This is a genomic window from Pseudomonas lopnurensis (assembly GCF_015070855.1).
GTDB lineage: Bacteria > Pseudomonadota > Gammaproteobacteria > Pseudomonadales > Pseudomonadaceae > Stutzerimonas > Stutzerimonas lopnurensis.
Map to the genome: position 1 here is coordinate 48,246 of NZ_JADDIX010000072.1, position 19,610 is coordinate 67,855.

Annotated in this window: 19 protein-coding genes; 7 read left to right on the top strand and 12 right to left on the bottom strand. The window is 65.0% G+C overall.

Annotated elements, in window-relative coordinates; genetic code table 11:
• The first annotated feature begins 160 nt into the window (after positions 1-160).
• The 5 genes from glnK to sutA all read left to right on the top strand — a co-directional run bounded on the left by glnK (position 161) and on the right by sutA (position 4,145).
• Positions 161-499: a P-II family nitrogen regulator gene (gene glnK, locus IN820_RS14900; protein WP_003096476.1), complete on the top strand. Its 339-nt coding sequence runs from the start codon at positions 161-163 to the stop codon at positions 497-499.
• Between the two features lie 37 nt (positions 500-536).
• Positions 537-1,853, top strand: coding sequence for an ammonium transporter (locus IN820_RS14905; protein WP_193681713.1), 1,317 nt, complete (start codon positions 537-539; stop codon positions 1,851-1,853).
• Positions 1,854-1,965: 112 nt separating this feature from the next.
• Complete coding sequence (locus IN820_RS14910) at positions 1,966-3,213, top strand: ammonium transporter (RefSeq protein WP_193681714.1); 1,248 nt, start codon at positions 1,966-1,968, stop codon at positions 3,211-3,213.
• A gap of 99 nt (positions 3,214-3,312) precedes the next feature.
• Positions 3,313-3,738, top strand: a complete 426-nt coding sequence (locus IN820_RS14915; protein WP_193681715.1) for a secondary thiamine-phosphate synthase enzyme YjbQ — start codon at positions 3,313-3,315, stop codon at positions 3,736-3,738.
• Positions 3,739-3,815: 77 nt separating this feature from the next.
• On the top strand, positions 3,816-4,145 hold the full coding sequence (gene sutA / locus IN820_RS14920) for a transcriptional regulator SutA (protein ID WP_193681716.1): 330 nt from the start codon (positions 3,816-3,818) through the stop codon (positions 4,143-4,145).
• Positions 4,146-4,383: 238 nt separating this feature from the next.
• On the opposite strand, the gene IN820_RS14925 is transcribed toward sutA, so the two are convergent.
• The 6 genes from IN820_RS14925 to lptM all read right to left on the bottom strand — a co-directional run bounded on the left by IN820_RS14925 (position 4,384) and on the right by lptM (position 9,046).
• Positions 4,384-5,085 (bottom strand): HAD family hydrolase, encoded by a 702-nt coding sequence (locus IN820_RS14925; RefSeq protein ID WP_193681717.1) that lies wholly within the window; start codon positions 5,083-5,085, stop codon positions 4,384-4,386.
• Positions 5,082-5,981, bottom strand: coding sequence for a tyrosine recombinase XerC (gene xerC / locus IN820_RS14930; protein ID WP_193681718.1), 900 nt, complete (start codon positions 5,979-5,981; stop codon positions 5,082-5,084). The genes IN820_RS14925 and xerC overlap by 4 nt, the downstream gene beginning before the upstream one ends.
• Positions 5,982-6,112: 131 nt before the next feature.
• On the bottom strand, positions 6,113-6,808 hold the full coding sequence (locus IN820_RS14935) for a DUF484 family protein (RefSeq protein ID WP_193681719.1): 696 nt from the start codon (positions 6,806-6,808) through the stop codon (positions 6,113-6,115).
• Complete coding sequence (gene dapF, locus IN820_RS14940) at positions 6,805-7,635, bottom strand: diaminopimelate epimerase (protein ID WP_193681720.1); 831 nt, start codon at positions 7,633-7,635, stop codon at positions 6,805-6,807. The genes IN820_RS14935 and dapF overlap by 4 nt, the downstream gene beginning before the upstream one ends.
• 10 nt (positions 7,636-7,645) lie before the next feature.
• Entirely contained in the window at positions 7,646-8,893 is a 1,248-nt protein-coding gene (gene lysA / locus IN820_RS14945; RefSeq protein WP_193681721.1) for a diaminopimelate decarboxylase, read from the bottom strand.
• A gap of 12 nt (positions 8,894-8,905) precedes the next feature.
• Positions 8,906-9,046 (bottom strand): LPS translocon maturation chaperone LptM, encoded by a 141-nt coding sequence (gene lptM / locus IN820_RS14950; RefSeq protein WP_193681722.1) that lies wholly within the window; start codon positions 9,044-9,046, stop codon positions 8,906-8,908.
• A 192-nt stretch (positions 9,047-9,238) separates the two neighbouring features.
• Between lptM and cyaY the strand changes: the two genes are divergently transcribed.
• Positions 9,239-9,571, top strand: coding sequence for an iron donor protein CyaY (gene cyaY / locus IN820_RS14955; RefSeq protein WP_193681723.1), 333 nt, complete (start codon positions 9,239-9,241; stop codon positions 9,569-9,571).
• Between the two features lie 160 nt (positions 9,572-9,731).
• Positions 9,732-10,136, top strand: a complete 405-nt coding sequence (gene rnk / locus IN820_RS14960) for a nucleoside diphosphate kinase regulator (RefSeq protein WP_193681724.1) — start codon at positions 9,732-9,734, stop codon at positions 10,134-10,136.
• A 97-nt stretch (positions 10,137-10,233) separates the two neighbouring features.
• Here the strand turns inward: rnk and IN820_RS14965 are convergent, their stop codons facing one another.
• From IN820_RS14965 to IN820_RS14990, 6 genes are all read right to left on the bottom strand, one after another.
• Positions 10,234-11,319, bottom strand: coding sequence for a cytochrome-c peroxidase (locus IN820_RS14965; RefSeq protein WP_193681731.1), 1,086 nt, complete (start codon positions 11,317-11,319; stop codon positions 10,234-10,236).
• 44 nt (positions 11,320-11,363) lie between these two features.
• Positions 11,364-14,198: a secretin and TonB N-terminal domain-containing protein gene (locus IN820_RS14970; protein WP_193681725.1), complete on the bottom strand. Its 2,835-nt coding sequence runs from the start codon at positions 14,196-14,198 to the stop codon at positions 11,364-11,366.
• 335 nt (positions 14,199-14,533) lie between these two features.
• Entirely contained in the window at positions 14,534-15,457 is a 924-nt protein-coding gene (locus IN820_RS14975) for a FecR family protein (RefSeq protein WP_193681726.1), read from the bottom strand.
• A gap of 65 nt (positions 15,458-15,522) precedes the next feature.
• Positions 15,523-16,029, bottom strand: coding sequence for a sigma-70 family RNA polymerase sigma factor (locus IN820_RS14980; protein ID WP_193681727.1), 507 nt, complete (start codon positions 16,027-16,029; stop codon positions 15,523-15,525).
• Between the two features lie 83 nt (positions 16,030-16,112).
• The gene (locus tag IN820_RS14985) at positions 16,113-18,935 is read right to left on the bottom strand and encodes a class I adenylate cyclase (RefSeq protein ID WP_193681728.1); all 2,823 of its coding nucleotides are present in this window, start codon (positions 18,933-18,935) and stop codon (positions 16,113-16,115) included.
• A 185-nt stretch (positions 18,936-19,120) separates the two neighbouring features.
• Positions 19,121-19,366 carry a TIGR02647 family protein gene (locus tag IN820_RS14990; RefSeq protein WP_193681729.1) on the bottom strand — a complete coding sequence of 82 codons (246 nt, stop codon included), beginning with the start codon at positions 19,364-19,366 and terminating at the stop codon, positions 19,121-19,123.
• Between the last annotated feature and the right edge of the window lie 244 nt (positions 19,367-19,610).

The following is a 19,610-nucleotide window of genomic DNA, read 5'->3' on the forward strand; positions in this document are numbered from 1 at the left end:
GCGGTGCACAGGCGATTCGAGACGCTTTGTCGGAGTGGTTGGTGGTGTCGGTTTAGCCGCCCGGCGGCAGCCGGAGCGTTACAAGAGCCAGACACTGAGCTTAGACTTGAACCGGGTTCGTACTTCTGGGGCAAGTCCACCTAAAACGGGAGAAGTTTTCATGAAACTAGTCACTGCCATCATCAAGCCGTTCAAGCTGGACGACGTGCGCGAGTCGCTGTCGGAAATCGGCGTACAGGGCATCACCGTCACCGAAGTCAAAGGCTTCGGTCGCCAGAAGGGGCATACCGAGCTGTATCGCGGTGCGGAATACGTCGTCGACTTCCTGCCTAAGGTGAAGATCGACGTCGCCATCGCCGACGACCAGCTCGACCGCGTGATCGAGGCCATCACCAAGGCTGCCAATACCGGCAAGATCGGTGACGGCAAGATCTTCGTGGTCAACCTGGAACAGGCCATCCGCATCCGTACCGGCGAAACCGATACCGACGCGATTTAAGCAAGACCTCCGAACCCCACGCCCCAGGAGTAAAACCATGACTCTGCGAAGATTCGCAGGGCTAGGAGCCCTTTTGTCTCTGTTGAGCCCTGGCTTGGCCATGGCGCAGGAGGCAACGCTGGATTCAGGCGATACGGCATGGATGCTTACGGCCACTGCGCTGGTGCTGTTCATGACGATCCCTGGGCTGGCCTTGTTCTACGGCGGCATGGTCCGCTCGAAGAACATCCTCTCGGTGATGATGCAGTGCTTCGCCGTCACTGGCCTGATGAGCATCCTCTGGATGGTCTACGGCTACAGCCTGGCTTTCGACACCACCGGCATGGAAGCGGGAGTCACCAACTTCAATTCCTTCGTCGGTGGCCTGGATCGCGCCTTCCTCAGCGGCCTGACCCCGGACAGCCTGATCGGTGCTTTCCCTGAAAGCGTCTTCATTACCTTCCAGATGACCTTCGCCATCATCACCCCGGCCCTCATCGTCGGCGCCTTCGCCGAACGCATGAAGTTCTCGGCGATGCTGGTGTTTCTCGGCGTCTGGTTCACCCTGGTCTACGCACCGATCGCCCATATGGTCTGGAGCGGCGATGGCGGCCTGATGTGGGACTGGGGCGTACTCGACTTCGCGGGCGGCACCGTGGTGCACATCAACGCCGGTATCGCCGGCCTGGTGGCCTGCCTGGTGCTGGGCAAGCGCAAGGGTTACCCCACCACGCCGATGGCGCCGCACAGCCTGGGCCTGACCCTGATCGGCGCGGCGATGCTGTGGGTCGGCTGGTTCGGCTTCAACGCCGGCTCCGCGGCGGCCGCCGACAGCACCGCCGGCATGGCCATGCTGGTCACGCAGATCGCCACCGCGGCGGCTGCGCTGGGCTGGATGTTCGCCGAGTGGATCGCCCACGGCAAACCCAGTGCGCTGGGCATCGCCTCCGGGGTGGTCGCCGGTCTGGTCGCCATCACGCCGGCCGCCGGCACCGTCGGCCCGATGGGCGGGCTGGTCATCGGCCTGGCTTCCGGGGTGGTCTGCTTCTTCTGCGCCACCAGCCTGAAACGCAAGCTCGGCTACGACGATTCGCTGGACGTCTTCGGTGTGCACGGTGTCGGCGGCATCGTCGGCGCGCTGCTCACCGGCGCGTTCGCGGCGCCGGTGCTGGGCGGCTTCGGCGAAGTGGAGAACATCGCGCTGCAGCTGTGGATCCAGTTCAAGGGCGTGCTCTTCACAGTGATCTACACCGCCATCGTCACCTTCGTGATCCTCAAGGTGATCGATCTGGTGATGGGGCTGCGCGTCACCGAGGAGCAGGAGACCGTCGGCCTCGACCTCAGCCTGCACAACGAGCGTGGCTACAACCTGTAACCCATTTCAGGGCGATCCCGGAGCCAACCCGGGGTCAGGGCAGGCCTTCGGCACGGTACGCGACGGCCTGCAGACCGAACAGCGCAAAAAGCGCGACAGCAAGAGGTGACACATGGACAACATAGATCTGGCGGCATTGCGGTACGGCTTCGATACCTTCTATTTCCTGATATGCGGCGCCCTGGTGATGTGGATGGCTGCGGGTTTCTGCATGCTTGAAGCAGGACTCGTGCGCAGCAAGAACACCACTGAAATCCTGGCCAAGAACATTTCCCTGTTCGCCGTCGCTTCGGTGATGTACCTGCTGATCGGCTACTACATCATGTATTCCTCCGATGGCCCGGTATTCCCCAGCCTGGGCTTCCTGATCGGTGACGAGAACCTCGCCAGCGCAGTGACCGGCGAAGAAGACGCGCCCTATTATTCGGGACGGGCGGACTTCTTCTTCCAGATCGTCTTCGCCGGTGCCTGCATGTCGATCGTCTCCGGTGCGGTGGCCGAGCGCATGAAGCTGTGGCCCTTCCTGGTCTTCGCCGTGGTCATGACCGGCTTCATCTATCCGATCCAGGGCGCCTGGAGCTGGGGCGGTGGCTGGTTGGACGGCATCGGCTACTCCGACTATGCCGGCTCGGGCATCGTGCACATGGCGGGTGCCGCTGCGGCGCTGGCCGGTGTGATCCTGCTCGGCGCACGCAAGGGCAAATACGGCCCGAACGGGCAGATCAATGCCATCCCTGGCGCCAACCTGCCGCTGGCGACCCTGGGTACCTTCATCCTGTGGATGGGCTGGTTCGGCTTCAACGGCGGTTCGGAGCTGAAAATCTCCGACATCGATTCGGCCAACAACGTCGCCCAGGTATTCGTCAACACCAACATGGCAGCCGCCGGCGGACTGATCGCGGCGATGATCGTATCGCGTCTGCTGTTCGGCAAGACCGACCTGACCATGATGATCAACGGTGCTCTGGCCGGTCTGGTGGCCATCACCGCCGATCCGCTGTCGCCGAGCGGCCTGGCCGCCACTCTGATCGGCGCCGTCGGCGGCGTGCTGGTGGTGTTCAGCATTCTCGGCCTGGACAAGCTCAAGCTCGACGACCCGGTCGGAGCCATCTCCGTGCACGGCGTGGTCGGCATCTGGGGCGTGCTGGCGGTACCGCTGAACAACGCCGAAGCCAGCTTCGGGGCGCAGATCATCGGTGTTCTGGGTATCTTCGCCTGGGTCTTCGTGGCCAGCCTGATCGTCTGGGGCATCATCAAGGCGGTGATGGGCCTGCGGGTGAGCGAAGAAGAGGAATACGAAGGTGTGGACCTCTCCCAGTGCGGCATGGAAGCCTACCCGGAGTTCATGAACAAGAAGTGATTCGCGGTTGAATGACAAGGGCGCCTTTTGGCGCCCTTTGTTTTTTCTGGCGCCGCGCTAGAATGCGCGCGACGAGCCGTCGAGCACGGGTTTTCGAACATGTGGCAACAGACTCTGATCACCCTGCGGCCGCGTCCGCGCGGTTTTCACCTGATCACCGACGAACTGCTGGCGGCGCTGCCGGAACTGCGGCAATGCCAGGTCGGTCTGTTACATCTGTGGCTGCGGCACACCTCGGCATCGCTGACCGTCAACGAGAATGCCGATGCCGCGGTACGCCGGGATTTCGAGCGTTTCTTCGACCGCCTGGCACCCCAGGGCGAACGCGGCTACGAGCACGATTACGAAGGACCTGACGATCTACCCGCGCACTTCAAGGCCAGCCTGCTCGGCTGTCAGCTGAGCCTGCCGGTCAGCGAGGGGCGCCTGGCGCTGGGTACCTGGCAAGGCATCTATCTCGGCGAACACCGCGACCAGGGTGGTTCGCGGCAGATAGTGGCAACGCTGCACGGAACGGCAAGTTGAATTTTTTTTGGCGGTGACGGTCATTCCGCATCGCTGGGCTATAACTTACTACCGCTTTGGCAAGCCATGAGGTGAACATGAGCGAAGAAGAACTAGAACAAGACGATCTGGACGTAAGCGACGAGGAGGAGGGGGAAGAACTGAGCGCTGCCGACGACGCCGACGACAGCCTCGACGACGAGGGCACCGACAGCGAACGTGCCACGCCGACGAAGAAGGCCAAGGCGAAGACCGCCGAGCCTGACGAACTGCCGAGCCTGGAGGCGAAGCAGAAGGAGCGCGATGCGCTGGCGCGGGCCATGGAAGAGTTCCTGGCGCGTGGCGGTCGGGTGCAGGAGGTCGAGCCCAACGTGGTCGCCGACCCGCCGAAGAAGCCTGATAGCAAGTACGGAAGCCGCCCTATCTGAGCCCGGATGAATACGAAGAAGCCCGCCATCGCGCGGGCTTCTTCGTTTCAACGGTACGGTTAGGGTCTGTTGACGTTTCAGCGCGGCCGCGAACGAAACGTCAACAGACCCTAGGATGGAGCCGCGCCGCTGCGGTGCATGGGGCTTGTAGGGCGCGCTTAGCGCAACGCCGGGGCATGATGCATGCGGTGCGCGTGGCGCACCTGCGGTGGGTTGTGGCGACGCTTGCTCGATAGCCCTAGCCGTTGCGCCAGCCCTGCAGCAGCGTGGGCAGGTCCGCCAGGCTGCGGATCTCGCCGTCCGGATGGTAAGCGTGCTGCCAGGCGATGCCGCCTGGGTTGAACCAGACCGCGCGCAGGCCGGCCTGCTGCGCGCCGGCGATATCGTCCAGCGCATGGTCGCCGACGTGCACGGCCTGGCCCGCTTCGGCCTCGCCGAGGCGCAGCGCCTGCTGGAACGGGTGCGGGTCGGGCTTGCCGATACCCAGTTCTTCGGCGCAGAGCGTGAACTGGAAGTAGTCGGCCAGGCCCAGGCGGCGCACGTCGGCGTTGCCGTTGGTGATCACGCCGAGGGTGTAGTGGTTGGCGAGAAATTCCAGGGTCGGCTGCACATCGGGATAGATCTGTACCCCGTGCCGCGCGTCGAGAAATACCTGGAAGCCGCGTTCGGCCAGTTCCTCCGCTTCATCGGCGGGGTAGCCGGCATCGCTCAGCGCATGGCGCAGGATGCGTCGGCGCAATTCGCTGATGCGGTGCTTGAGCGGAGGTTCGCGCTCGACCAGCATGCGCCGGATCGCACCCAGCGCCTCGATGGGGAAGTCGCCCAGCCGCGGGGCGTTGTGGCCCAGCCAGTCGCGCAGGGCGGTTTCGGCGCTGTGGATCGCCGGGCTGGCTTCCCAGAAGGTGTCGTCGAGGTCGAAGGTGATCAGGCGGATGTTCATGTGTCGGTGTCCTGCTTGCGCTTGGCGCGCGGGTGCGCCTGGTCGTAGACCTTGGCCAGGTGCTGGAAATCCAGGTGGGTGTAGATCTGCGTGGTGCCGATGTCGGCGTGGCCGAGCAGTTCCTGCACCGAGCGCAGGTCCTGCGAGGACTCCAGCAGGTGGCTGGCGAAGCTGTGGCGCAGCATGTGCGGATGCAGGTGCTGGCCGAGCTCGCGCACGCCGGCCTGGCGCACCCGCAGTTGCACGGCGCGGGCGCCGAGGCGACGGCCCTGCTGGCCGATGAAGACCGAGCCGTCGGCCGGATGGGCCAGTGCTCGTAGCGGCAGCCATGCCTGTAGCGCTTCGCGTGCCTTGCGCCCGACCGGCAGTTCGCGGACCTTGTTGCCCTTGCCGAGCACCCGCACCAGGCCGGCGGCCAGGTCGAGCTGGTCGAGGTTCAGCCCGACCAGCTCGGACAGGCGCAGCCCCGAGGAATAGAACAGCTCCAGCATCGCCTGGTCGCGGTGGGCGATGAAGTCGTCTTCCACGCCGCCATCGAGCAGTTGCATGGCGCGATCGGTATCCAGCAGGCGCGGCAGGCGTCGTTCACCCTTCGGCGCCGACAGGCCCGTCGCCGGATCGTGCTGGCAGAGGCCTTCCTGATTGAGATAGCGATAGAGCCCGCGCACCGAGGACAGCAGGCGCGCCAGGCTGCGGCTGGACTGGCCCTTGCGGTGCAGCTCGGCGATCAGCTGGCGCAGGTGATGGGCCTTCAGCCCTGACCACTGCCGCAGCGCTTGCCGCTCGCAATAATCGGCCACCTTGAGCAGATCGCGCCGATAGCCATCCAGCGTGTGCGGCGAAACCTGCCGCTCGCTGCGCAGATGCTGGAAATAGGCGTCGAGATCGGTGTGCATCGGGCTTCCTTAAAGCGTAGGGCGGGTGCAACCCGCCGAACGGAGCTGGCGTCCCGCATGCCCGGCGGGTTTCACCCGCCCTACGAATCTGTCCGTTCTTGCAGCTTGCAGCTTGCAGCTTATAGCTGCTTCTAGCGTACCGACCGCAGCGACGTGGCGAAGCGCGGCAGTACGCGGGTGAGCACTTCGGCGATATAGCCGAGAAACAGCGTGCCCAGCGAACTCTTGTAGTGCTGCGGGTCCGGACTGCCGATCGCCAGTACGCCCAGTTGCTGGTTGAGCGTGACCACCGCGGCCGAGCCGACGCTGCCGCTGTCCTCGGCGCCGAACAGGAAGCTCAGTTCGTGCGGGCGCAGTACGCCGCAGATAGTCTTGCCGCCGTCCAGCAGTCCGCCGATGCACTGCTGCGCCTCGCCGGAGCTGACGCAGCGGCCCACCGGCAGCGAGGCGTCGCTGAACAGGATCAGGCTGACGTAGGGCACCTGGAATTCGTGGCGCAGGCTGTCTTCCACGGCGCTGACCACTTCCTCCAGGCTGCCGGCGTCGAGCAGGTCGAGCACCAGCCGGCGGGTCTTGTCGAACAGCCGGTCGTTGTCGCGGGCGACGTCCATCAACTGCGACAGGCGATGGCGCATCTCGATGTTGCGCTCGCGCAGCAGCTTGACCTGACGCTCCACCAGCGACACCGCGCTGCCGGGCTGGTGGGGGATGCGCAGTTCGGGAATCAGCTCGTCGTGGTCGACGAAGAATTCCGGGTGGGCACGCAGGTAGGCGGCGACGGCTTCGGCGTCGGGCAGCGGCTCGTTGCCCTGGGTCTGGTCGGTCATAGGCGAACCTGTCCTTCAAAAACGCGAACGGCGGGGCCGGTCATCATAACCGGCTGCCCCGGGCCTGCCCATTCGATGGACAGACGGCCGCCGGGCAGCTCGATCTGCAGCGGCGAATCCATCCAGCCCTGGCCGATGGCGGCGACCGCCGCGGCGCAGGCGCCGGTGCCGCAGGCCTGGGTTTCCCCGGCGCCACGCTCCCAGACGCGCAGGCGCGCATGCTGGCGGTCGATGACTTGCAGGAAGCCCGCGTTGACCCGCTGCGGGAAGCGTGGATGGTGTTCGATCTTCGGCCCCAGTTCATGCACCGGTGCGTGGTCGACATTGTCGACGCGCAGCACCGCATGGGGATTGCCCATGGATACGGCGGCGATTTCGAGGTTCTGGCCATCGACCTGCAGCGGATAGCTGAGCGCCTCGCGTTCGGCCTGGAACGGAATATCGGCCGGAACCAGCCGTGGCGGGCCCATGTCGACGCGGATCTGACCATCGGGACGGATATCCAGCTCGATGATGCCACCCTTGGTTTCGACGCGAATCCGGCGTTTGACGGTCAGGCGCTTGTCCACCACGAAGCGGGCGAAGCAGCGTGCGCCATTGCCGCACTGCTCCACTTCCGAACCGTCGGAATTGAAGATGCGGTAGCGGAAATCCACGTCCGGATTCTGCGGCGGCTCGACGAGCAGCAATTGGTCGAAGCCGATCCCGGTGTGGCGATCGCCCCATTGCTTGGCGTGCTTGGGCTGGATGTGCGCATGCTGGCTGACCAGGTCGATGACCATGAAGTCGTTGCCCAGGCCGTGCATCTTGGTAAAGCGCAGAAGCATGGTCTCGGTCTCAACTGGGCAGCAGGCTTTCGCCGGCATAAAGCTCTTGCACGCTTTCACGGCGGCGCACCTCGAAGGCCTGCTCGCCATCCACCAGCACCTCCGCAGCGCGGCCGCGGCTGTTGTAGTTGGAACTCATGACGAAACCGTAGGCACCGGCCGAGCACACGGCCAGCAGATCGCCTTCGGCCAGCGCCAGCTCGCGATCCTTGGCGAGGAAGTCGCCGGTCTCGCAGATCGGCCCGACGATGTCGTAACGGCGCGTATCGCCTTCATGGGGCTGCACGGCGACCACGTTCATCCAGGCCTGGTACAGCGCCGGACGGATCAGGTCGTTCATCGCCGCGTCGACGATGGCGAAATCCTTGTGCGCGGTGTGCTTGAGGTATTCCACGCGGGTCAGCAGCACGCCGGCGTTGGCGACGATGGAGCGGCCCGGCTCGAATACCAGCGCCAGTCCGCGGCCCTCGATGCGCTGGCGCACGGCCTGGATGTAGTCGCCGGCCAGCGGCGGCTGTTCGTCGCGGTAGCGCACGCCCAGGCCACCGCCCAGGTCCAGGTGGCGGATGCGGATGTCGCGCTCGGCGAGTCGGTCGATCAGCGCCAGCAGGCGGTCGAGGGCATCGAGGAACGGCGGCAGGCTGGTCAGCTGCGAACCGATGTGGCAGTCGACGCCGACCACGTCCAGGTTCGGCAGCTCGGCGGCGCGGGCGTAGACCGCCTCGGCCTGGTCGATGTCGATGCCGAACTTGTTTTCCTTGAGCCCGGTGGAGATGTACGGATGGGTGCCGGCGTCCACGTCCGGGTTGACCCGCAGCGACACCGGTGCCTGCAGGCCCAGCTCGGCGGCGACCTGCTGCAGGCGTTCCAGCTCGTCGGTGGATTCGACGTTGAAGCAGTGCACGCCGACTTCCAGCGCGCGGCGCATGTCGTCGCGGGTCTTGCCGACGCCGGAGAAGACGATGCGCTCCGGCTGGCCACCGGCGGCCAGCACGCGCTCCAGTTCACCGCGCGAAACGATGTCGAAGCCGGCACCGAGGCGCGCCAGGACGTTCAGCACGCCTAGGTTGGAGTTGGCTTTGACGGCGAAGCAGACCAGGTGTGGCATGCCCTGCAGCGCATCGGCGTAGGCCCGGTACTGGGCTTCGATGTGGGCACGCGAATAGACGTAGGTCGGAGTGCCGAAGCGCTGCGCTAGCGCGGACAGCGCCACGCCCTCCGCGAAGAGTTGACCGTCGCGGTACGAGAAGGCTTCCATGAATTGCCTCCTTTAGAGTTCGAAACGGTCTTTGGAACGTTCTTTGACGGTTTTCTCGTCATCCGGCAGGTACAGCGGACCTTTCTGGCCGCAGCCGCTGAGCGCGGCGGCGAAGACGGCGAGGGCGACGAAGGGAAGCAGCAGACGCTTCATGGGGGCTGGAATCCTTGAAAAATCTAATCGCCGGAGTATACCCAGCACCTGGCGGATTGCCTATGCGAGCTGCGCGCGGCGTGGGTGCCGCGACCGGCGGCGGCTCGCTAGAGCAAGGGGTGGCCTGCTAAGCTCGCCGCCTTTCGACGCGGCGCGCTGCCGCGCATCCCCCTATAGCCGAGGAATAGCCGCATGAGCCTGAGCGAAGCCCGTTATCACGATCTGGTCGACGGCGTGCAGGAAGCAGTCGAAGACGTGTTCGATGACAGCAGCCTGGATGTCGATCTGGAAAATAGCGGTGGGGTGCTGACGGTGCGCTTCGACAATGGCAGCCAGCTGATCCTCAGCCGCCAACCGGCCTTGCGCCAGCTGTGGGTCGCCGCGCGCTCCGGCGGTTTCCATTTCGACTATGACCAAAACAGCCAGTTGTGGCTGTGCGATGCCAGTGGCGAACGGCTCGGTGAGCTGCTCATGCGCGTGACCCAGGAGCAGGGCGGCGAAGCGCTGGAGTTCGACGAACTCTGATCCGGCCGGCCCGCAGCGCCCGCATTTGCTGGCCTGCGGGCAGGGGCCTTGCTTATTCGGGCTGCTGTGATAGTGTCTCTGGCAGGTCAACAAAACCCCGCCTTCGGGCGGGGTTTTGCTTTTTTCGCCATTCGATTTCCGCAGGAGCGAGCCAGAACCCATGACCAGTGCACCGCCGATCATCCTCACCCAACTCGATCTGCAGCGGCTTGAGCGGCTGCTCGACAGCCTGGACGACTATGGTCCGGCCGCCGAAGCGCTCGAGCAGGAATTGTCGCGGGCGCAGGTGGTGGAACGCAGCGAAATGCCCGCCGGCGTCGTGACCATGAACTCGCGCGTGCACTGCCGCGACGAAGGCAGCGGCAAGGATTACCACTTGACGTTGGTCTATCCGCACGACGCCGGCAAGGACGGCACCGTGTCCGTGCTGGCACCGGTGGGTACCGCGCTGCTGGGCATGAGCGTTGGCCAGCACATCGACTGGCCGACGCCAGGCGGCAAGATGATCAAGCTCACCTTGCTCGCGATCGAATATCAGCCCGAAGCGGCGGGCGATCCGTTCTGAGCGCTGCGCTTCAGCTCCCACCCGTTCCATCGCCCGGCAGGGCTTGCTGCCGGGCTCCAGTGTCGCGAAGCGCTTTTCCAGCCGAGCTTGCCGTTGTTCAGAGCGTGTCGAGAAAGCTGCGCAGTGCCTTCAGTTCGTCCCGGCTCAGTTCCAGCGGCTTGAAGCGCGCCGAGGTGGTCGGGAACAGCGGATCGTCCTGCTGCGCGGCGGAGGGTTTCGGCCGGGGCATGCCAACGTTGTAGAAGTTGAGCAGGCCCAGCAGGTCGGGAAACAGCCCGTTATGGATCCACGGCCCGGTCCGGCCCACCAGCCGTAGCGACGGCGTGCGGAAGCGACCGACGTCCTCTGCCTTGCCGGTCACCTCGTAGCGACCCAGGTCCTCGTACTTGCGCCCGTAGTAGGTCATGCCGGCATTGTGAAACTGGTCGTCGCTCAGGGTCGGACCGAAATGGCAGTTCATGCAGCGCGCCCGGGTACGGAACAGATGCAGGCCATGCAACTGTTCGTCGTTCAGCGCATCGTGGCGCCCGCGCAGGAAGCGCTCGAAGCGCGTATTACGGGCGAAACGCACCAGCGTGCGCTGGTAGCTGGCCAGGGCCTGGCGCAGCATGCGCTCATCGATCGCATCCGCGCCGAACACCTCGGCGAAGCGCGGGCGGTAGCCGGCGTCGGCATTCAACCGTCGCAACAGTTCGTCCCGGTCGAAGGCCATTTCCAGCGGGTCCTCCACGGGGAACAGCGCCTGGTCCTCAAGGCTGGTGGCGCGGCCGTCCCAGAACGGTTGGCGGGTGAAGCCACTCATCATCAGGCTCGGCGAATTGCGCCGCCCGGCCTGGCGATCATGGCCGAAGGACACCTTGCGCCCGTCGGCGAAGGCCAGGTCCGGCTCGTGGCAGGAGGCGCAGGCGATCTGCCCCGAGCGCGACAGGGCCGGATCGAAGAACAGCCGTTCGCCCAAGGCCGCCTTGGCCTCGCTGAAGGGGTTTTCCTCCGGCGACGGCGCACGCTCGGGCAACGGTCCCAGCTCCTGCCAGGCGACGTCCTCGTCCACGTGTGGCGCAGGCCACTGGTCTGGCGGCTGAGTGTAGATCTGGCGCAGGCAGGCATAGTCGACTTCTCCGGGACGTGCGGCCGTCAGATGCTGGTGACAGCCGTCGGCCTGGACTGTCGTCAGCCAGGGCATGGAGAGCGAGCTGATGAGCAGGAGCCTTGTCAGGGAATTGACCATCAGAAGCGGTAGCCGACTTCGAGCCAGTACTGACGTCCGACCTCGTAGGTAGGGACTGCATTGGCGTTGACGGTGGTGCTATCGGCGACCAGCACCTTGTCCAGTACGTTGAACACGTCGACATTGACGAACACCGCTTGGTTTCGGGCTGTTGGCAGTTCCCAGCCCAGGCGGAGGTCCCAGGTCAGCGCCGCATCGTAGTCAAGCTCTTCCCATACGTCGATCAGGTTGCCCTGATAGTCGACATCGCGTCCGGTGTTGCCGACTTTACTGAAGCCTGCTCGGTAGCGCAGGAAGTTGCTCAAGCTCAGATTCCATTGAGGAATCTCGGTAATAGTCGTCAGGCGCGCTGTCCACGGTCGGTTGTAGTTGTCGGCCGGACGATCAGCGTAGCGAATGAATTTGCCTTCGTACTGGATGTAGTTGTTCTCGACGTATTCGTCATATTCGTCGATGTAGCTCGGAGAGGACGATTTGCTATCCGTCCAGTCCAGGGCCAATTGCCCGTTGGTGCGTGTGCCAAACCAAATGAACTCTCGCAGCGGCGTAACAGTCAGCGTGAGGACGTGGGTCTCGCTCTCGCCGGCATTGGTGTAGGTGGTGTAGTTGTTGGAGAGCGTCGGGTCGGTGGACGGCTGGTCGATGGCATTGCCCGTGACCCGGACGATCTGGTCGTGTCCCTTGCGGTTGACATATTTCAGGCCGAACTCCAGGCCGCTGAACCGTTGGGTGATGCCCAACATCCACTCATCGTCATAGGGAATGTCGAGCTGGTCGAATTTCACCAGATTGGCCGCATTGGCTATGGCGGTCCATGGCATGTCGAGGCTGCTGCGGGTATCGGTAAAGCGCAGGCGGTTACGTCCATCCTGTAGTTGCCAACTGCTGATATTGCGACCGTAGTAACGGTTGACCCCAGCGGTGAGCAGGGTGCTGCGATCCGCGAAGAGGTCGTATTCTGCGGCAAGGCGCGGTGCTACGGTGGTCTTGTCCATATAGTTGTCGCTGTCCACTCGAATACCAGGGCGCAGGTTCAGCCTGCCGATACTGATGTCGTCTTGCAGATAGGCTGCCCATTGCATGGTGGTAAAGTCGAAGTCGCCGGTGCTGTAGCGAGTGCGGCTACTCATGTACTGCCCGGGCCAGCCGGCCAGCGTGGGGCTGAGTGAGCAGGCAATATTGTCGGTTACACCGGCGCTGTTGGTGCAGGTGCTGGTCGTTTTCGGGAGGACATAGGTATTGCTTTCGGTCAGGCGCTCGTAGCGTACATATTGTTCGGAAATTTCCAGGCCGGTTTGCCATTGGTGGTGCGTGCCTAGCAGTTCGAATGCTTGCCAGTCGACGTTCAGTTTGTATTGCCAAGTGTTCTGCAACTGCTCGATGTCACCGTAGCCGCCTTCGAGGCTGTTGGCGGTGGCCGTGTTACCGACACCCCAATCTTTCTCTGCGGATTTGCGCCAGGTGAACCAGTCGTCGTATGCCGAGTCCCGTGACAATTCCAGGCGGCTCCAGGCCAGGTTCTGTTCGATTCGGGTCAGATCGCCGTTCCAGAGTGCTTTCAGATTGACCTGGGTACCGCCGGACTGGGTTTCAAATTCCGAATTCGCGACATTGCCGCGAAAATAAGTGCTCTCTTCCGGCGCATAAGTGACGCTGGATTCCAGTTCCAGGCGTTCGCTGGCTTGCCAGAAGGCTTTGAGGAAGTAGTTGTCGATACGACGTTCCTGGTCTCTGCTCTGCTGTCCCATGGTGGCAACGTTATTGGCGGAGTAGAAGCTTGTCGGGATGGTCGAGCGTTTCTGGCTGAAGTTGGCCAGCAGGCCGAAGTTGTCGGTCAGATGGCCTTCCAGGGTTCCACGCATAATGATTTTGTCGAACTCGGGCTGCTCGTCGTGATTGGCTGAGTTCTCGAAGGCGTCCTGTTGGCGCTCGTCGATGTGGTACTTGGTCCACGAGGCGCGAGTGGTTTGTGCGGAAATCTTGCCATGGAAATCCTGGGTCGGCTTGCGGGTCTTGGCTTCGATAACTCCGCCATTGAAGCGACCATAGACGGCGGGAACATTGCTGTCGTAGACCTCGATCTCTTGCAGCAGGTCGGTGTCCAGCGCCAGGCCCTGACTGCGGCCGGGCACATCGGCAGCCAGATTGGGATTGCTCTGGGCGGGATCGATGTCGTTGTTCATGCTGATGCCATCGACCAGAAAGGCGTTCTGGTAGAACTTCGCGCCGTTGATGCTGATATTGGCTGGGCCGATCTCGCCGGGCGTCTTGCTGCTCTGCTGGTTGTTGTCGAACTGCACGTTGGGATGAATCTTCAGCAGGCTGGTGATATCGCCGTTGCCGGCCGGCAGGCTTTCGATGGTGCGGCGGTCGAGGGTGGTTTCGCCTTGCTTGCGCTCGCGATCGGCCAGCACCAGCACGTCGTCGAACTGCAGCGGGTGCTGGGTGCGTTCTTCAGTGTTCGCAGCCGCTGGCGCGGCCTCCAGGGTGAGCGTGCCGCCGCGTTGCCGGTGCCAGGTGAGGCCGGTGCCGGCGAGCAGGCGCTGCAGGGCCTGTTCCAGCGTCAGGTCGCCCTGCACGGCGCCGGCCTGCTTGTCCCTGAGCAACTGGCCGCTGACGCTGACCTGGACGCCGGCCTGCTGGCCGAAGGCGATCAGCCCGGCGGCCAGCGGTTGCGCGGCGATGTCGAAGGTGCGGGTCTGTTGCTGGCCGCTGCTGACTTCGGCCGCCGCGGCCAGGCCGGGGTTGGCCAGGAACAATGCCGCGGCGATGGCGCCGAGCAGTGGGCTGGAACGAAACGGGGTGCGGGCTGGCCCGGCTGGACGGTGGGTCACTGATAAATCCCTCTACTGCATGCTTCGATGAGAACGATTCCCGATTGCAGGCAAGAAGACGGATGACCTTTCAGAATTTTCAGAAAATCGCGAATTTTTCAGGCCATGTCTGACGTACCCCTGTCGGAGCGTGCGAGACGCCGACCTCCAGGTTGCTAATATTCAGCGTGCAAAAGCTTCGCGGGCACGGCCCGCTCCTACGGACGTTCAGAACGCCTGTGCGCTTCGGACATGGTCTTTTAGCGGCGGATCACCAGGACGTAGGGCGGGTTGCAACCCGCCGAACGGGGTTGGCATCGCGCACGTTCCGGCGGGTTTCACCCGCCCTGCGATGCCTAGCGGCGGATCACCAGCAGGTAGGGCGACCAGCTTTCCACGTGGCCGCCGTGCGGTTGCACCAGCGCCTCCAGCGCGGCTTGCGGATCCTGCAGGGCATAGAGGCCGGTGACGCGCTCGTCGGCCAGTGCCGGGTCCTGCAGCAGGATCCAGCCGGGATAGTGCGGCCGCAGCTGTTCCAGCAACTCGCCGATCGGCTGGTCTTCGGCGATCAGTTCGCCACGGCGCCAGGCGGCCACGCGCGCGGGTGGAACGCGGTCGCGCACGCACCGTCCGTCGCGGCCGTCCAGGCGCAGGCGTTCGCCGCCCTTGAGCAGGGTGTCGCGCCGCGGGTCCTTTACCCGCACCGAGCCGTGTTCGACGGCGACGCTCAGCGCCGGCCCCCGCAGCGCCACGGAGAATGCGGTGCCGGTGACTTCGACGCGGCTGTCGCCGGCCTGCACGATGAAGGGCCGTGAAGCGTCCGGGGTGACCTCGAAAAAGGCCTCGCCCTGCAGCAGCTCCAGATGCCGATGGTCGGTGTCGAAGCGCGGCCGGATGCTGCTGCCGCCCAACAGCCAGACCCGGCTGCCGTCTTCCAGCACCCACTGTCGGGGCGCGCCCTTGTCGTTATCGAGTTCGCCGTGCCCGTGCCAGGGCAGCAGCACCATGAGCAGCGCCAGGCAGGCGGCCAGCGCGCTGCCGATCAGGACGGCCCTGCGCCGGCGCGCGCCGGGCCAGCGCCCCTGACTGGTGACCGGCAACTGACCGCTGAGGCGCCAGACCCGCTCGGCCCGCCGCCAGGCCCGGGCATGGCCGGGAGAGGCCTGCTGCCAGGCGCGGCAGGCGGCGCGCAGCTCTTCGTCGTCGGGCGACTCCTGCAGCCAGAGCAGCCACTCCATGGCGCTGTTCCAGTGCGGGTCCTGGGGTGGAATGTCCTTCATCACGGTGCTCGCTGAATTCGTATGCCGGTCGTCCGCCGTGGAGGATGCTTGCGGGACGAGGTGCATCAGTATGACTCATCGTCCAGACAGGCCGCGCAATGGCCGAGCGCGGTTCGCACCAGCTGGTGCGCGAGGCCGACGGAGATGCCGAGGTGCGCGGCGATCTGCTGCAGGGTATAGCCGCCCAGCCGGTGCATCTCGAAGGCGATGCGGGTGCGTTCCGGCAGCCGCGCCAGCGCCTCGGCGATCAGGCGCAGTTCGTCCTGCTGGCACAATTGCTGTTCGGGGGAGGGCGTGCTCGCCGGCAGCTCGGCGAGCAGGTCGTTGGCGTCGTCCTGGCGCTGGTTGCTGCCGGCGCGCCGGGTCAGGTCCAACGCCAGGTTGCGCACGATACGGTAGAGATAGGCCAGCGGCTGGGCGAGATTGCTGCGCTCGGCCTGGCTGAAGCGCAACCAGGCCTCCTGGACGACTTCCTCGGCCTCGGCGCGGCAACCGGTGATCGGCGCCGCGTAATCCACGAGTGCCTTGCGATGGGTCACGAACAGATCGGTTCTGTTGCCTGGCTCGTTCACGATGGATGCTCTGGTTGGGGCGCAGGCCCGGTGGCGGGGCGATCCTAGCGTGAAGGCAAATTGTTATCAAACGCTAATTATTCTCATCCATTCCTGAGCGCCAGGTTGAGCGCCGCTTCCAGCCTCGACTTGTAGCGCAGGTGCTGCACGGTCTGGCTGCGCCCCGTGCCGTGCAGGCCGGTGAGGTCGAGATCGGTGATGTAGCAGGGGTAGCGCTCGCCATTGCGCCGGCGTGCGAGGATGTGGCGCGCCACCGTGGCGAACAGCTCGGCACCGTACTCCAGACCGGAGAATTCCTGGTGGTTGCAGTACAGCGTGACCTGCGAGCGGCCCTGGTCGCCGGGTTCGATGATGGCCTGTACGTCGTAAAAGGGGTCGCTGACCGCGCCTTGCGGAGTGGGCCGTCGCTCCAGTTGCATGGCTCCGGCCGGGGTGTGGACGATGCGGTAGAGGTGGATGTCCAGCGTGCACGGCGCCAGGTCATCGGCCAGCGGCCACTGGGCGTTGCGCCGGTAGGCCAGTGATTGCAGGAAGCGCAGCAGCGGCATCAGCAGGCTCTGCTCGTCGCGATAGGGCAGTTGCTGGCGCCAGAGTGCGTTGCATTCGTCGAGCACGCTGAGTTCGGCGGTTTCGCCGACGATACGGTAGAACACCTGCAGGCAATCCGGACGTCCGAGCGGCAGGATCAGCGCCAGGTCGTCGCCGGCCAGCGCCTGCCGGTCGAGCCGGATCGGGCTGAATGCGTGGTGCGCCTCGCCCAAGTGCTCGAGCAGGGCCGGCCGGTCGCCGAGGCTGGCCAGGCTCGTTTCGCCGGCGATGCGTTGCAGCAGGTGGAACTGCTGGCGGATCTGCAACAGGTAGCGACCGTGATCGGCGGTGGCGAAGTTGCGACGGGCATCGTCGAAGATTTCCCGGACCCGCCGGGTGATGGCCTGGCCGCGGTTGCGCGCGAAACAGAATGCCTGCAGGTCCGGCCAGCCGGCATCGTCGGTCAGACCGGCGAAGTGCTCGCGCAGGCATTGGGGGAGTGCCTGCGGGCCTTCGAAGCGGGTCACCAGCAGCTCGTTCCAGCTGTTCAGCATGACCTGGTCGATGCTCAGCACCAGGTTCTCCGGCGTCGCGTTCTGGCCGAATTGCTCGCTGTTCACCGAATCGTTCTGGGGGATCGTGGGATCGACGCCGACATTGACCAGCAGCAGCACCCGGCTGGGCTGGCTGGCTGCCAGTAGCGCCTCTTCGCCGACCTGGGGCAGGGGCAGCGGTAGTGCACGGCGCAGGTCGTTGAACAGCGCAAACAGTTCCGCCTCGCTCAGGCCGCTGTCGCCGGGGAACAGCGACAGGTGGGTGCCGGTGTCGACCACGCCGTTGCGGTGGCACCAGGCAAGCAGCGCCACCAGCTCGCGGGAGCGCTTGAGCGGCGCGAAGTCCGGCCATTGCTGGGGCGTGAGGCTGCCCTGGTAGAGCGACCAGTGCACGTCGCCGGCGTCATCGTAGCCGTGCACCAGGGTCAGGCTGTCCTCGGCCATGTCCGGCGATATGCCGAGGTTGACCGTCTCGACCTTGCCGGCCTTGCGCTCGATGGCGGCGTACAGCCGGCGGCCGAGCACGCCGAGGTCGCGGCTGTTCACCGGGCTGGTGGCCTGCAGGCGTCGGGTGAAGTCGTCGAGGAAGCGGTAGCCGTAGGTCAGCTCGTTGACCAGCGCGCGGCGTTCCTGGCTGACCTGGCGGACCTTCCATTGGCTGCGGTTGTCGAGCAGGGCGAACTGTCGCTCGTCCCAGTGCCAGGCCTGGGTCAAGCATTCGAGCAGGCGGCGCTGCCAGCTCTTGTTGCGGTTGCGCGGCGGGCGGCTGAGCGGTCGGTTGACCTTCAGGTACAGGCAGCGGCGCGCCAGCTCCAGGCGTTCGGAGTCGCCGCGCTCGCCCAGGTAGCGTTCGATGGCGCGATAGGCGGCTATGTAGGGGTCGAGTTCATCCAGCTCTATGTGGCCGTCGTAGACCGCCTGCTTGAAATCCAGGGCGAGGCAGCGCAGCTGCGGATGCTGGCTGGCGTAGACCTCTACCAGCAGCAGCTTGAACAGGGACTTGTAGGGCGCGTCGATGGCCTTGTAGAGCTGCCAGAGCCCGGCGCCGACGAACTCGCCGGGTGGCACCTGGCCGAGATGGCCGAGGTCGAGCACGTCCTCGTCACGGACGAAGCGCTTGGCCAGCAGCGTCGCCACGTAGTCGTCGTAGCGGTGCTCCTCGTAGGCCGGCACCAGCCACCAGAGCGGAGTGCGCCCGCCGAGCCAGATCGCCGTGCGGTAGAACTCGTCCAGCAACAGATAATGCTGGGTGGTGCCGCAGTCGTCGGAGGTCAGCTTCGCTTCGCGCTGGCCCTGGGTGAAACGCTGCGGGTCGACCAGGAAGAAGTGCGCCTCGCTGCCCTGGCCCGCGGCCCAGTTGCGCAGCGCCTCGCACTTGCGGCGCAGCTCCTCGAGCCGAGGGGCATCGAGCGCCGGGTCGTGGCAGACCCAGACGTCCAAGTCGCTGTGTTCGTCCTGCGCGACGGTGCCCAGGCTGCCCATCAGGAACAGGCCGAGGATCGGCTGGGGCAGCTGGCCGCGCAGCGGCTTGTAGGCGAACGAGCGGCTCAGGCGCTGCGCTTCGACCAGTTGTTCGGCATCCGGCTCGAAGCCGGAGAGGCCGGCGGGCGCGGTGGCCGAGACGTAGCCGGGCAGGATCGGATGGTTGACGTGAAACAACAGCGGCAGGAGCTTGAGTACTTGCTGCTGGCGCGTCGACATCGCCTGCAGTGCGCGCTCCAGACGCTCGCTATTGACCGACAGAAAGCGCGCCCGAAGCGCGGCCAGCACCTTGCGGTCGATGCCTTCTTCGAGAATCGGATGGATTTTCTGGATGCGGGTCATGGGGCGGTTCGTGTGGGCGGGCGGGGCTGCCCATCGTCATCGGCCGGGTTGCGTCGGGTTTGAGCGGCAGGCAACGGTAGCCGCCGAACGGTCGTGGCGGCCGGCTGCCGGGCATGTATTTATCCGCGCCCGGGCAAAAGGTCAAGGCGGAGCAGCAGGGCGGCAGGCGCCGCCGCGCTTGCTGGTCAGGCGCTGGCCGTCTCGGCGAGGATGGTCAGCAGGGTCTGGGCCTGCTCGGCCGCGTCACGCCCGAGGCTGGTGAGATAGCCGCCGTCGGCCTGGGTGATCAGCCCCTTGGCGTGCAGGCGCTCGAAGGCGGCGATGGTGGAGGGGCTGGCGTCGTGATGGACTTTGAGGCCCTCCTGCAGGTTTTCCAGGTTGAACTGTCGAAGTACTTCCAGCTCGGTGACCAACTCAGGGGTGTACGACATGCTCGCTCCTCGGATGGTGGGCTGTTGCCCTGTCCGCTGAGTGTAGATGCTGTTGGCGACGCTGCCTTGATCCAGGTCCAGGCGGCGTGATCGGCGCCGTGGGTTGGAACGTCGCTCTGGGGTGAGGGTTGGGTTGCGGTGCGCAGCGTCGAAGCCCAACGACATGCCCGGGCGGTTCGGGCGGCGAATCTTCGTCCGCTAGTGGACTGTCTTGGAAGTTCGTTTATTCATGCGTTGCCTCGAC

What these genes read in the sequence shown, in the direction of transcription:
- glnK (WP_003096476.1), top strand. Translation starts at nt 161, where the DNA reads ATGAAACTAGTCACTGCCATCATCAAGCCGTTCAAGCTGGACGACGTG.
- IN820_RS14905 (WP_193681713.1), top strand. Translation starts at nt 537, where the DNA reads ATGACTCTGCGAAGATTCGCAGGGCTAGGAGCCCTTTTGTCTCTGTTG.
- IN820_RS14910 (WP_193681714.1), top strand. Translation starts at nt 1,966, where the DNA reads ATGGACAACATAGATCTGGCGGCATTGCGGTACGGCTTCGATACCTTC.
- IN820_RS14915 (WP_193681715.1), top strand. Translation starts at nt 3,313, where the DNA reads ATGTGGCAACAGACTCTGATCACCCTGCGGCCGCGTCCGCGCGGTTTT.
- sutA (WP_193681716.1), top strand. Translation starts at nt 3,816, where the DNA reads ATGAGCGAAGAAGAACTAGAACAAGACGATCTGGACGTAAGCGACGAG.
- IN820_RS14925 (WP_193681717.1), bottom strand. Translation starts at nt 5,085, where the DNA reads ATGAACATCCGCCTGATCACCTTCGACCTCGACGACACCTTCTGGGAA.
- xerC (WP_193681718.1), bottom strand. Translation starts at nt 5,981, where the DNA reads ATGCACACCGATCTCGACGCCTATTTCCAGCATCTGCGCAGCGAGCGG.
- IN820_RS14935 (WP_193681719.1), bottom strand. Translation starts at nt 6,808, where the DNA reads ATGACCGACCAGACCCAGGGCAACGAGCCGCTGCCCGACGCCGAAGCC.
- dapF (WP_193681720.1), bottom strand. Translation starts at nt 7,635, where the DNA reads ATGCTTCTGCGCTTTACCAAGATGCACGGCCTGGGCAACGACTTCATG.
- lysA (WP_193681721.1), bottom strand. Translation starts at nt 8,893, where the DNA reads ATGGAAGCCTTCTCGTACCGCGACGGTCAACTCTTCGCGGAGGGCGTG.
- lptM (WP_193681722.1), bottom strand. Translation starts at nt 9,046, where the DNA reads ATGAAGCGTCTGCTGCTTCCCTTCGTCGCCCTCGCCGTCTTCGCCGCC.
- cyaY (WP_193681723.1), top strand. Translation starts at nt 9,239, where the DNA reads ATGAGCCTGAGCGAAGCCCGTTATCACGATCTGGTCGACGGCGTGCAG.
- rnk (WP_193681724.1), top strand. Translation starts at nt 9,732, where the DNA reads ATGACCAGTGCACCGCCGATCATCCTCACCCAACTCGATCTGCAGCGG.
- IN820_RS14965 (WP_193681731.1), bottom strand. Translation starts at nt 11,319, where the DNA reads ATGCCCTGGCTGACGACAGTCCAGGCCGACGGCTGTCACCAGCATCTG.
- IN820_RS14975 (WP_193681726.1), bottom strand. Translation starts at nt 15,457, where the DNA reads ATGAAGGACATTCCACCCCAGGACCCGCACTGGAACAGCGCCATGGAG.
- IN820_RS14985 (WP_193681728.1), bottom strand. Translation starts at nt 18,935, where the DNA reads ATGACCCGCATCCAGAAAATCCATCCGATTCTCGAAGAAGGCATCGAC.
- IN820_RS14990 (WP_193681729.1), bottom strand. Translation starts at nt 19,366, where the DNA reads ATGTCGTACACCCCTGAGTTGGTCACCGAGCTGGAAGTACTTCGACAG.